The sequence below is a fragment of the Polaromonas sp. UC242_47 genome, from assembly GCF_044452385.1.
Taxonomy (GTDB): Bacteria; Pseudomonadota; Gammaproteobacteria; order Burkholderiales; family Burkholderiaceae_C; genus Polaromonas.
Map to the genome: position 1 here is coordinate 282,865 of NZ_JBIOAO010000003.1, position 12,412 is coordinate 295,276.

Here is a 12,412-nt window from a genome sequence, read left to right on the forward strand (position 1 = left end):
TGGCGCATGGACAAACTCAAGCAGCTGGAGTCTTTTGTGTCGGTCGCCACACGTGGCAGCCTGACCGCCGCCGCGAAGGCCGAAGGGGTGGCGCCGGCCATCATGGGCCGGCGGCTGGATGCGCTGGAAGAACGCCTGGGCGTCAAGCTGCTGGTGCGCACCACGCGCCGCATGTCCCTGACCCACGAAGGCAGCGCCTTCCTGGAAGACTGCCAGCGCCTGCTGGTGGACTTTGCCAACGCCGAGGCCAGTGTGTCGGCCGGTGGCGTCAAGGCCAGCGGGCATTTGCGCATCACCGCACCGGCCGGTTTTGGGCGCCGCCATGTCGCGCCTTTGGTGCCCAAGTTCCGCGAACTCCATGCCGACGTGACGATTTCGCTCAACCTCAGCGACCGCGTGGTGGACCTGGCCGGCGAGGGTTTTGACTGCGCGGTGCGGGTCGGCGACATGCCGGATTCCTCGCTGGTCAGCGTGCGTATGGCCGACAACCGGCGCCTGTGTGTGGCCGCACCCGACTACCTCAAACGTTGCGGCACACCGCACCATCCCACCGATCTGGCCAAATTCGCCTGTTTGACCCTGTCCAGCGATGCCTCGCAAACCCGGGGCTGGGCTTTTTTGGTCGGCGGCGAGGTCGTGCATTTCAAACCCGGCGGCCCGCTCGACTGTTCGGACGGCCAGGTCCTGCACGACTGGTGCATGGACGGCTGCGGCATTGCCTGGCGCAGCACCTGGGAGGTCGAGGCGGAAATTGCCGCCGGCAAGCTGGTGCCGGTGTTGAAAGACTTTGATGCGCCACCCAACGGCATTTACGCCGTGTTTCCGCAGCGCAAACACCTGCCGCTGCGGGTGCGGCTGTGGATAGATTTTTTGAAACACAACTACAGCCAGCCCGAGTTCTGGGCCGGCGCGCGCAAACGTTAGCCAGGCCGGGGCGCCTGGGTTGGCATCGTTTTGCTGCCTGGCGTGTTTTCTTAAGGAAAATAAGCCTCCAGCCCTTTGGCTACGGGCGCAAGCAGCTATTTAATTGGTAGCGAATTGAAACACTTGAATCACCCTTGGGCCCAATAAAAACCCCCGCCAGGTTGCCCGGACGGGGGTGGGGGTGTGACATCAGGCCGATGCCACAGTCAGTGCTGAGGTCGGTTTATTTCTTCATGCCGGCATCGGCGGCCATGGGTTTGGCGCCAGCCGCAGCAGCGGGCGCAGCACCGGCTTTTGCGTCAGCCATGCATTTTTTGATGTGTGAGTTTTTGGCGGCGCCGGCGAGCTTTTTGTCGGCGGCCGATTTTTCACAGGCGGCGCTGGGGGCTGCACCCGCGTCAGCCATGCATTTTTTCTCAAAGCTGGCTTTGGCCGCACCCGCCAGCTTTTTCTCGGCGGACTTGGCGGCGCAATCGGTGTCGGCGCCCGCTGCATGGGCCACGGCCGACAGGCCCATCGACATGGCAAAGGTCACAGCGATCAGGGACAACAGTTTTTTCATGGGTGGCTCCAATGGTTGGAAGGGTTGGGAATCAGGATTGAGTTCCGGTTGGAATTCCAACACATAACGCTGCGCCGGGCAAATTCGATGACCGGGTAGGTCCCAAGCCCGGACGGCGCGCGGCTTAACCGTAAAATCGGCCCATGCTCTCGATTAAACAAGACCTGCTCGCGGCCCTGGCTGCGGGGCTGGAAGAACTTTCCCCTGGCGCAGGCGACAAGGCCGCCTTTGAATCCCCCAAAGTGGCGGCCCATGGCGATTTCGCCTGCACGGTCGCCATGCAGCTGGCCAAGCCGCTCAAGCTCAATCCCCGCCAGTTGGCGGAGAACCTGCGTACCATCCTGCTGAAAGCCCCGGCTTTTGAGCGCTGGGTGGACGCCATCGAGATCGCCGGCCCCGGCTTTATCAATATCCGCCTGAAACCCGCGGCCAAGCAGGAAACCGTGCGTGAGGTGTTGCAGGCCGGACCCGGCTACGGCACCCAGGCCGCCAAGGGCCAGCGCATGATTGTCGAGTTTGTGTCGGCCAACCCGACCGGGCCGCTGCATGTGGGCCATGGCCGCCAAGCCGCGCTGGGCGACGCCATCTGCAACCTGTTTGTGACCCAGGGCGCCGAGGTTTATCGCGAGTTTTATTACAACGACGCCGGTGTGCAGATCCAGACGCTGGCTGCCAGCACCCAGGCGCGCGCCAAGGGCATCAAGCCCGGTGACGCCGGCTGGCCCGAGTCGGCCTACAACGGCGACTACATCGCCGATATCGCGGCCGACTTCCTGGCCAAAAAGACCGTCAAGTCCGACGACCGCGAATACACCGCCTCGGGCGACGTGGAAGACACCGACTCGATCCGCCAGTTCGCCGTGGCCTACCTGCGCCACGAGCAGGACCTGGACCTCAAGGCCTTCTCGGTCCAGTTCAACAACTATTACTTGGAGTCCAGCCTGTACAGCTCGGGCCGGGTCGAGTCCACGGTGGCCAAACTCAAAACCGCCGGCAAGACCTACGAGTTGGACGGCGCTTTGTGGCTCAAGTCCACCGACTACGGTGACGACAAAGACCGCGTGATGAAAAAGAGCGACGGCAGCTACACCTATTTTGTGCCCGACGTGGCTTACCACCTGGCCAAATGGGAGCGTGGTTACACCAAGGCCATCAACATCCAGGGCATGGACCACCACGGCACGATTGCCCGGGTGCGCGCCGGCCTGCAGGCGGTGGGTGAAGGCATTCCTCAAGGTTATCCCGACTACGTCTTGCACACCATGGTGCGGGTCGTGCGCAACGGCGAAGAGGTCAAGATCTCCAAACGCGCCGGCAGTTATGTGACCTTGCGCGACCTGATCGAGTGGACCAGCAAGGACGCCGTGCGTTTCTTCCTGCTCAGCCGCAAGCCCGACACCGAATACATCTTCGACATCGATCTGGCACTGGCCAAAAACAACGAAAATCCGGTGTATTACGTGCAATATGCCCATGCCCGCATCTGTTCGGTGTTGAGCGCCTGGGGCGGCGACGAGACCGAGCTCAAGGCGGTGGACCTGTCTGCCCTTAGCAGCCCGCAGGCCCAGGCCTTGATGCTGCTGATTGCCAAATACCCCGACATGCTGAGCAACGCCGCCAGCGGGTTTGCGCCGCACGACGTGGCGTTTTACCTGCGCGAACTGGCCGCTTGTTACCACAGCTATTACGATGCCGAGCGCATCCTGGTCGATGACGCGGTGGTCAAACTCGCGCGCCTGGCCCTGGTCGCCGCGACCGCGCAGGTGTTGCACAATGGCCTCGCCGTGCTGGGTGTTGATGCCCCGCGCAAAATGTAAGGAATGATGAGACCATGGCGCCTACCCCCTCCCACCGGCCCGGCCGGCCAGGCATGAACACACAACGCGGCGGCACCTTTCTGGGCCTGATCATCGGCGCCTTGATCGGCCTGGCCGCGGCACTGGCCGTGGCCGTCTACATCACCAAGGTGCCCGTGCCTTTCATGAACAAAGGCCAGTCGCGCAGCCCCGACCACGACGCGGCCGAGGCCAAAAAGAACCAGAACTGGAATCCGAACGCACCGCTGTACGGCAAAAACCCGGCCAAACCGGCGTCCGCGCCGGCAGCTGCTGCCACGTCCGGCGGGCCGGTGACCGATGTCACGCCGCAGGCGCCTGTGGCCGCGCAGAAACCCGTGGCCGACCCGACCGTCAAGCCCGTGAAGCCGCCGTCGGCCGACCCCATCGGCGACCTGGCCAAAGCCAAACTGGCGGCGCCGGCTGCTGCCTCCGGCCCGGACCCGTTCAACTATTTTGTGCAGGTCGGGGCTTTCCGCACGCCTGAAGACGCCGAACAGCAGCGCGCCAAAATTTCGCTGATGGGCCTGGAGGCCAAGGTGACCGAGCGCGAACAGTCGGGCCGCACCGTGTTTCGCGTGCGCCTCGGGCCTTTTGATAAAAAAGAGGATGCCGACAAAGCCAAGGAGCGCCTGGATGGCAGCGGCATAGAAACTGCTCTGGTTCGGGTTCAACGCTGAACTTTCTGACGCCAGGGTGTCCAACCTGGTGCACTAATGGAGAAATGATTGATGCAAAGACGTGAATTTTCGATATCCGCCGCTTCCGTGGCTGCCGCCGCATCCCTGGGCGCCTTGACGGCGCCGGCCCAGGCCCAGGGCAAACCGCCCCAGGCGGGCAACGACTACCTGGTGCTCGACAAACGCGCCTCGGTCAATGCGCCGGCCGGCAAGGTCGAGGTGGTGGAGTTTTTCTGGTACAGCTGCCCGCATTGCAATGCCTTTGAGCCGGCGTTTGAGGCCTGGGTCAAAAAAGCGCCCAAAGACGTGGTGGTGCGGCGTGTGCCCGTGTCCTTCCGCGCCGACTTTGAGCCGCAGCAGCGCCTTTACTACGTGCTCGAAGCCATGAACAAGGTCGAGGAACTCCACAAAAAGGTGTTTTTCGCGATTCATAACGAACGCCAGATGCTGAACACGCCCGAGCTGGTCGCCGCCTGGGCCGATAAGCAAGGCATCAACAAGGCCAAGTTTGTGGAAATGTACAACTCGTTTGACATCGCCGCCAAGGCCCGCAAAGCCACGCAGTTGCAAGACGACTACAAGGTGGACGGCGTGCCGGCCCTGGGCGTGGCCGGGCGTTTCTATACCTCGGGCGAACTGGCAAAAACCATGGATCGCGCGCTCTTGGTGACGGATTACCTGATCACCCAGGCCCGCAAGGGCTAAAAGCCCCCACGCTTGCCACTGCGTGTGCTGCGCTGCCCCCCGAGGGGGCTCATTTTCCTAGGGGCGGCCCGTCGGAAAATGGCGCAACCTCCACGTGGCCGGCTTGGTGCCGCCGCCGGGTATTTCGCCTCTCGACCCGCCCTGATCCGGCGGGTTTTTCTGCGCCTTGCCAATTCCGGGGAGTGCCATGGCTACAATGAAGCAACACCACCAAAGCAGCAAGATTCGTGCCTTTATGAACTACCCCGCCTGTGTACTGATGCTGGCCGCCACCCTGGCGGTCTTTCCGGTTGCGGCTGAAAAGGCCGATCGCGACCAGCCCATGAACGCCGAGGCCGACGCCTTGCGTTATGACGACCTCAAACAAACCAGTGTGTTCACCGGCAATGTCGTGATCACCAAGGGCACCATCATCATCCGGGGTGCGCAGGTCGATGTGATCCAGGACGCCGAGGGTTACCAGAACGCCATCGTGATCGCCGCGCCCGGCAAGCTGGCGTTTTACCGCAAGAAGCGCGACCTGGTCGACGAATATATTGAAGGTGAAGGCGAACGTATCGAATACGACAGCCGCGCCGACACCGTCAAGTTCATCCGCCAGGCCGTGTTGCGCCGCTATATAGGCGCGACCCTGGCCGACGAAAACCCACGGCAACCTGATTATTTACGACAACCCGACCGACGTGTTCACCGTCGACAGCGGCGAGAAAGCCCGCACGGCCAGCAACCCCTCGGGCCGGATTCGCGCCCTGCTGGCGCCGCGCAACCAGACGCCCGCGGCGGGTGCCGCCGGCACCCCGGCAACGGCGCCCCCCGGGTCAGCGCCAACGCTGCGGCCCAGTACCACGCTGGGCAATGACAAAAAATAACACCGCCTCCATGACCGAGTCTCCGGAAAACGCGCCCATCAGCCGCCTGGTGGCCACCGGCCTGCAAAAGGCCTACGGCAGCCGCAAGGTGGTCAGGGATGTCTCGCTGGCGGTGCAAAAAGGCGAGGTTGTGGGTCTGCTGGGCCCCAACGGCGCCGGCAAAACAACGTCGTTTTACATGATCGTCGGGCTGGTGCGCGCCGATGCGGGCGAGATCACCATCGACGGCCAGTCCATCGAACACATGCCCATCCACAAGCGTTCGCGCCTGGGCCTGAGTTATCTGCCGCAGGAAGCCTCGATTTTCCGCAAACTCACGGTCGAGCAGAATGTGCGCGCCGTGCTGGAACTGCAGGCCGACGAAGCCGGCAAGCCGTTGAGCGCCAAGGCCATCAACGAACGCCTGGACGCCTTGCTGCAGGACTTGCGCGTGGACCACCTGCGTGATTCACCGGCGCCGGCCCTGTCGGGCGGCGAGCGACGCCGTGTCGAGATTGCCCGGGCGCTGGCCACGCAGCCGCGTTTTATTCTGCTGGACGAACCGTTTGCCGGTATCGACCCGATTGCCGTGATCGAGATCCAGCGCATCATCGGTTTCCTGAAGTCGCGCGGCATCGGCGTTTTGATTACCGACCACAACGTGCGCGAAACCCTGGGCATTTGCGACCATGCCTGCATCATCAGCGACGGCCATGTGCTGGCCACGGGCACCCCTTCTGAAATTGTGAACAATGCCGATGTGCGCCGGGTTTACCTGGGCGAACATTTCAAGATGTGATCACTTTGGCTCCCCCCCGTTGTCGCTCACTGCGTGTAGCGCCCTCCCCCCTGCAGGGGGCGGCGCCTGCGGCCCGGCAAAGCCGGCTGCGCAGCCCCCTGCTGGCAAGAAAATCACGGGCACACGCCGGCCGCCGCGCCGGGCCGCCCCAAGCAAGGCCAGCCCCCTCGGGGGGCAGTGAACCACACGCAGTGGGGAGCGTGGGGGCACCATGAAACAGGGTCTGTCATTACGCGTTTCGCAGCATCTGGCGCTGACGCCCCAGTTGCAGCAGTCGATTCGCCTGTTGCAACTCTCCACCCTGGAGCTGAGCCAGGAAGTCGAGCAGATGCTCGACGAAAACCCGTTTCTTGAAGTTTCCGAAGAGGCCGCGCCGCGCGAGGATTTTGGCCTGGTCCAGGCCGACACGCCGGTCAGCCAGGAAACCCGTGAATTTGAATCCGCTACGGATTCCATAGCTGTCAGTGCAGACGGGGTGGGGGCTACAGGTCAAAATGATGCTGAACCCAGCAGCGAGGCCAAACTCGAGGAAAGTTGGGAGGGCGACGGCAGTGTCGACATCGCGCCCGACGACAACGAGTGGGGCGGCGACGCCGCGCCGCGCAAAAACAACCATGACGACAGCGAAGTCGATGCCGCCGATCTGGCGCGCAGCCATGAGTCGCTGCAAGACCATTTGCATCGCCAGGCCTTGTCCCTGCGCCTGTCGGACGAAGGCCGGGCGGCGCTGCATTTCCTGATCGAGTCGCTGAACGACGACGGTTACCTCGAAGACAGCCTGGCCGCTCTGGCCGCCGGCTTGGCCGGGGATGACCTGGAACAACTCGACGCACTGGTGCACGAGTTCACCGTGGCCCTGAAGCTGCTGCAACACATGGAGCCGGCCGGCGTGGGCGCGCGCAACCTGGCCGAATGCCTGGGCCTGCAGTTGCTGGACCACAAAAACTGCGACGAAACCCGCGCCGCCATCGCCATGTGCCAGCAACCCATGGAGTTGCTGGCCCGACGCGACGTCAAACGTCTGTCGCAGCTGTGCGGTTTTCCCGACACCGTGATCAAGGCCGCGATGGCGCTGATCGCCCGGCTGGACCCCAAGCCGGGCCGGCGTTTTGTCAATGTCGAGCGCAACCTGATCGTGCCCGATGTGATCGTGGTCAAGTCCGGCCGCGGCTTCAAGGTCTCGCTCAACAGCGACGTGATGCCGCGCCTGCGCGTGCACGACATTTATGCCAATGCGCTCAAGCAGAACCGGGGCCAGAACGGCCAGGCCCTGCAGCAGCGCCTGCAGGAAGCGCGCTGGTTCATCAAAAACATCCAGCAACGGTTTGACACCATCCTGCGGGTCAGCAGCGCGATTGTCGAGCGGCAGAAAAACTTCTTCACCCACGGCGAACTCGCCATGCGCCCGCTGGTGCTGCGCGAAATCGCCGACGAGCTGGGCCTGCACGAGTCCACCATCTCGCGTGTGACCACGGCCAAATACATGAACACGCCGTTTGGCACCTTCGAGCTCAAGTATTTCTTCGGCTCGGCGCTGGGCACCGAAACCGGCGGCAATGCCTCCAGCACGGCGGTGCGGGCGCTGATCAAGCAGTTTGTCTCGTCCGAGAGCCTGACCAAACCACTGAGCGACAACCAGATTTCCGAAATGCTCAAGGAGCAGGGTATCGAGTGCGCACGCCGCACCGTGGCCAAGTACCGCGAGGCTTTGCGCATCGCCCCGGCGAACCTGCGAAAATCGCTGTAAAGAGGATTTTGTACCTCCGGTGCCCGGGCGCGGGGTCCGGCATCCTCCAGCACCTCCTGCCTGCCGGTGTCCTGCGCCCTTGGCCCTGTTTCCCGATCACCCCATTCCCCGGAGCCCCTAGAGGCACCCCATATGAACCAACTTCAATTATTTTTACCTTGCGCCGCGGGTGTCGAGGAACTGCTGTCCGCCGAGGTCAAACGTATCACCGGCACCCAGGGCAAGGCCTGGCGCGCCGGTGTGCAGGTGGCCGGCTCCTGGCGCGACGCGATGCAGCTCAACCTGCACAGCCGTCTGAGCCAGCGCGTGCTGATCGAGCTGCAGCACAACCAGTACCGCAGCGAACAAGACCTCTACAACGCGGCGGCCGCCGTGGCCTGGGAAATCTGGTTCACGCCCAAACAGACCTTCAAGATCGAGATCACAGCGCAACACAGCCCGCTGACCAGCCTGAACTTTGCCGCGCTCAAGATCAAGGACGCGATCGCCGACCGCTTCCGTGATAAATACGATGTGCGCCCCGATGTCGACACCCGCTGGCCCGATGTGCGTGTGTACGTGCACCTGACGGTGGATACCGTGACCCTCTACATCGACACCTCGGGCGAGCCGCTGTTCAAGCGCGGCTGGCGCGAAGACAAGGGCGACGCCCCGTTGAAGGAAACCCTGGCCGCCGCTATGCTGGCCGCCAGCGGCTGGAGCGGCGAAGAAGGGCTGTGCAAACAAGGCGTGCCGCTCTATGACCCTTGCTGCGGCTCCGGCACCATCGTGATTGAAGCGGCGCAGATCGCCCGCAACATCGCGGCCGGCATGGGCCGGCGTTTTGCGTTTGAAAAATTTGTGCCTTTCCAGCCCCATGTCTGGGAAGGCTTGTTGGACCAGGCCGAAGCCGCCATCACCGAACCAACCGCGCCCATCTTTGGCAGCGATGTGTCTTTCCGCATGGTCGATTTTGCCGAGCGCAACGCCGAACGGGCCGGTGTGGCCAGCGCCATACAACTGCGCGGCGGCGACGCCCTGCAACGTATGCCGCCCGCGCCGTCCGGTGTGATGCTGGTGAACCCGCCTTATGGCGAACGGATTGATGTGGCCGGTGTGGCCGGTATTCCTTCGGTGCAGGGCCGCGACCAGCGCCGCACCGCGCAATTCCAGGGCCAGGGCATCGATGAGTTCGGCCAGCCTGTGCCGCAAGATGATCGCGCGGATTCCGAGGACGGCCCGCGGCGCGACCGCAGCGCCAACCCGGGCCGCGAGCAGGCGCAGACCGCCAGCGGCGAAGAAGCCTCGGATTTCTTTCCACAACTGGCCAGCCACTGGAAGAAAAACTACGCCGGCTGGACCGCCCATGTGCTGACACCCGACATGAAGCTGCCGCAGAAAATGCGCCTGAAAGAATCGCGCCGCGTGCCGATGTGGAACGGCCCCATCGAATGCCGGCTGTTCCGTTTTGACATGGTGGCCGGCTCCGCACGCGAGAAAAAACCCGCTGCCAATTCCTGATGTCCGCGCCCATGGACACCCCCGCCCGGGCCGGCGACTGTGTGGTGCTGGACACCAACATCGTGCTGGACCTGTTTGTGTTTGGCGACCTCGCGGCGCAGGCGCTGAAAAGCGCGGTGCTCGGCGGCCAGTTGGTATGGCTGGCCACCGAGGCCATGCGCATCGAACTGGAACGGGTGCTGGACTACCCGCAAATCGCCAAACGCATGGCCCGGGACGGCCTGGAAAATGCGGCGGTGCTGCAGGCTTTTGACACCCATGCGCGCCTCGTGGCGGCTGCGGCCAAGGCACCGGTGACCTGCAGCGACGCCGACGACCAGATTTTTATCGACCTGGCGGTGGCGCACCAAACCTGGCTGCTGAGCAAGGATCAGGCCGTGCTTTGTATGCAAAAAAGACTTCTAGCCCTTGGTGCACGGGTACTACCAGCTATTAAAACAGTAGCGATCTGAGGCTGGCGCTGCCCAAGCCGGCATCAGTGCGTATTCCGGTCTGCTTGACCGTCGGCGTTGGGCGTTGATGACACGCCATGCGCGCTGTCACAAATGCCGACAGGGGACGTCAAAGCCTATTGCACGCTAGCGGCTTATACAAGCCAACAAACTGAACCCTATCCGCCTTGCCGCAGAAAGGCCGTGTGCACCGAAAGACGCGTCCCGCACATACGCCAGCGCTACGGGGAAGGCTTTGCGTAGACATCGGCACTTAGCACCTCAAGACCGACAAAGGGTTCGTTACCTTCGACCCAAGCATCGTGACCAGGCGGGATTGCGTAGGATTCTCCCGCGCTGAGCATTTTCTGAGAACCGTCCTGCATTTGAACGGTGAGTTTTCCCGAAACGACATGCCCCACATGCGAGAGTTGGCAATACTCTGTCTTCACCACGGGCTTGATGCATTCTGACCAACGCCATCCGGGTTCGAAGTTAAACCGCCCGATTGTGTAGCCCTGGAGCTTTACCACCTCGACGCGGGTTTTTTTGGGTGTGCGAAGCTCGTCCGGCGTGCCATGCGACTTGACTTCCAGCTTCTCAACGCTGACTGGAGTGACCATGATTTTCTCCTTCAATTGAGCTGTCCCCCGCTACCGCGGAATGTGATCGCTAATGAGTCGGAGGACAAATGAAAGACTATCGCTATGTCATTCGCATGGCAATACCAACGAGCACAGGGCGTTACAGGTTGATGGCACGTGGCACGGCATTGCTTGCGCCGCCCAATCCAGCTGGCCAGCAGAGCAAAGAGACGCGGGGATACAGAGCGCTAACACGACCCAATCTAAAGGGCCACAAATTCGCACAAGTTTTGCACTCATCCCAAGTGATGAGTCCTTTGAAAAGCTTCAACGGCAGAGCAAATGACTACCCCAACCTGTGACGCTCGCAGGACGACCCGAAGCGGGCATACAAGCTGCCATTGAGACTGACTTCTCCTGGCCGACTGCCGAATTCCGTGGCTGACCGCTTCGCCAGCGGCTGACCGGCGGCAAAGGGCCCGAAGCCGGCATGCCGCAGTCAACACCAACGAAGTGTTCATGGCCCATCGGAATGATGGGCCATGATTCCCTGCATCGACAACCCGGGGAGACCGCTCAGGCCTGCGGGTTCAGCGCAAACGGCGCGTGTACAAACAACTGCACGCCGTGTAACAAGGCATCTTCGTCAAAGTCAAAACGCGGATGGTGGTGCGGGTGTTCTATGCCTTTGGCCGCGCTGCGTGCACCTATAAACACATAGGCGCCGGGGGCGTGTTGCAAAAAGGCGCTGAAGTCTTCGCTGTTGGGCAGCGGCCGTATGGCTTCGAGCTGGGCCGAGGGCATGTGTTGTTCCACCACGCCGCGCAAGGGGGCGGCGACCACCGGGTCGTTCACCACCGGGCCGTAACCGCGGATGTATTCCAGCTCGCAGCGTCCGCCATAGGTGGCGGCCACCCCTTGCGCCACGCGTTCAATGAGTTCCGGCACGCGTTGGCGCACGGCGTCGTTGAAACAACGCACCGAGCCCCAGAGCTCCACGCTGTCGGGGATCACGTTGAAGGCGCTGCCGCCGTCGAACTTGGTGACCGAGATGATCACCGCGTCGTGCGGGTCCATGTTGCGCGACACCACCGTCTGCAGGCTGCCCACCAGTTGCGCGCCAATCACGATAGGGTCCACGCAGCGGTCGGGGTTGGCCGCGTGGCCGCCCTTGCCGTAGACCCGCAGCTTGAAGCGGTCCGAGCTGGCCAGCGCTGGGCCGTCCAGCACCGCGATTTTGCCGGTGTCCAGGGTGGACATGACATGGGCGGAAATCACCTGGTCCACACCCAGCATCACGCCGGCGTCGACCATTTGCTGGGCGCCGCCAGGGTGTTGTTCTTCGGCGTGCTGAAAGAAAAAACGCACCTCGCCCGGCACCTGGCTTTGCAGCCGGCCCAGGATTTGCGCCGCGCCCAGCAACATGGCCGCATGGCCGTCGTGGCCGCAGGCGTGCATCACGTTGCTGTTTTGCGAGGCGTAGTCGCAGCTTTTCTGGTCCTGGATGGGCAAGGCGTCAATGTCTGCCCGCATGGCCAACGTGCGGCCGGGCAGACCGCCCACCAGGCGCGCCAGCAGGCTGGTGGCGGTGGGGCGCGAGACTTCCAGGCCGGGAATCGCTTTCAGCCTGGCTTCCAGGTAGTCGGAGGTGTTGACCTCCTGAAACGACAACTCGGGGTTGCGGTGCATGTGGCGGCGCCAGGCCACCACTTGTGCGTGTTGTTGCAGCGACTGCGCCTCGACACCTTCGGGTGCGGCGATCAGGGCGGAAAAATCAATGGCTTTGTTCATAGCTGG

The 12,412-nt window shown here is 62.8% G+C and carries 11 protein-coding genes and 1 pseudogene; 9 read left to right on the top strand and 3 right to left on the bottom strand.

Annotated elements, in window-relative coordinates; genetic code table 11:
* The first annotated feature begins 6 nt into the window (after nucleotides 1–6).
* Nucleotides 7–924, top strand: a complete 918-nt coding sequence (locus ACHMXK_RS23015; RefSeq protein WP_397443024.1) for a LysR family transcriptional regulator — start codon at nucleotides 7–9, stop codon at nucleotides 922–924.
* A gap of 223 nt (nucleotides 925–1,147) precedes the next feature.
* Here ACHMXK_RS23015 and ACHMXK_RS23020 read toward each other — a convergent pair whose 3' ends face one another.
* Nucleotides 1,148–1,486, bottom strand: a complete 339-nt coding sequence (locus tag ACHMXK_RS23020) for a hypothetical protein (RefSeq protein WP_397443027.1) — start codon at nucleotides 1,484–1,486, stop codon at nucleotides 1,148–1,150.
* Between the two features lie 143 nt (nucleotides 1,487–1,629).
* Between ACHMXK_RS23020 and argS the strand changes: the two genes are divergently transcribed.
* The 8 genes and pseudogenes from argS to ACHMXK_RS23060 all read left to right on the top strand — a co-directional run bounded on the left by argS (nucleotide 1,630) and on the right by ACHMXK_RS23060 (nucleotide 10,052).
* A complete protein-coding gene (gene argS, locus ACHMXK_RS23025) occupies nucleotides 1,630–3,303 on the top strand; it encodes an arginine--tRNA ligase (protein ID WP_397443028.1) in 1,674 nt (557 codons plus the stop codon).
* A 14-nt stretch (nucleotides 3,304–3,317) separates the two neighbouring features.
* Nucleotides 3,318–4,001, top strand: coding sequence for an SPOR domain-containing protein (locus ACHMXK_RS23030; RefSeq protein ID WP_397443030.1), 684 nt, complete (start codon nucleotides 3,318–3,320; stop codon nucleotides 3,999–4,001).
* 51 nt (nucleotides 4,002–4,052) lie between these two features.
* Entirely contained in the window at nucleotides 4,053–4,706 is a 654-nt protein-coding gene (locus ACHMXK_RS23035) for a thiol:disulfide interchange protein DsbA/DsbL (protein WP_397443031.1), read from the top strand.
* A gap of 235 nt (nucleotides 4,707–4,941) precedes the next feature.
* Nucleotides 4,942–5,575 (top strand): annotated as a pseudogene (lptA, locus tag ACHMXK_RS23040) (lipopolysaccharide transport periplasmic protein LptA).
* Between the two features lie 10 nt (nucleotides 5,576–5,585).
* The gene (gene lptB / locus ACHMXK_RS23045; RefSeq protein ID WP_397443032.1) at nucleotides 5,586–6,353 is read left to right on the top strand and encodes an LPS export ABC transporter ATP-binding protein; all 768 of its coding nucleotides are present in this window, start codon (nucleotides 5,586–5,588) and stop codon (nucleotides 6,351–6,353) included.
* 211 nt (nucleotides 6,354–6,564) lie between these two features.
* On the top strand, nucleotides 6,565–8,100 hold the full coding sequence (locus ACHMXK_RS23050) for an RNA polymerase factor sigma-54 (protein WP_397443033.1): 1,536 nt from the start codon (nucleotides 6,565–6,567) through the stop codon (nucleotides 8,098–8,100).
* Nucleotides 8,101–8,232: 132 nt separating this feature from the next.
* Nucleotides 8,233–9,600 carry a class I SAM-dependent RNA methyltransferase gene (locus ACHMXK_RS23055; protein WP_397443034.1) on the top strand — a complete coding sequence of 456 codons (1,368 nt, stop codon included), beginning with the start codon at nucleotides 8,233–8,235 and terminating at the stop codon, nucleotides 9,598–9,600.
* Nucleotides 9,601–9,611: 11 nt separating this feature from the next.
* Complete coding sequence (locus tag ACHMXK_RS23060) at nucleotides 9,612–10,052, top strand: putative toxin-antitoxin system toxin component, PIN family (protein ID WP_397443035.1); 441 nt, start codon at nucleotides 9,612–9,614, stop codon at nucleotides 10,050–10,052.
* A 221-nt stretch (nucleotides 10,053–10,273) separates the two neighbouring features.
* On the opposite strand, the gene ACHMXK_RS23065 is transcribed toward ACHMXK_RS23060, so the two are convergent.
* Nucleotides 10,274–10,654 carry a cupin domain-containing protein gene (locus ACHMXK_RS23065; RefSeq protein ID WP_397443036.1) on the bottom strand — a complete coding sequence of 127 codons (381 nt, stop codon included), beginning with the start codon at nucleotides 10,652–10,654 and terminating at the stop codon, nucleotides 10,274–10,276.
* Nucleotides 10,655–11,191: 537 nt separating this feature from the next.
* The gene (locus tag ACHMXK_RS23070; RefSeq protein ID WP_397443038.1) at nucleotides 11,192–12,406 is read right to left on the bottom strand and encodes an amidohydrolase; all 1,215 of its coding nucleotides are present in this window, start codon (nucleotides 12,404–12,406) and stop codon (nucleotides 11,192–11,194) included.
* Nucleotides 12,407–12,412 lie beyond the last annotated feature (6 nt).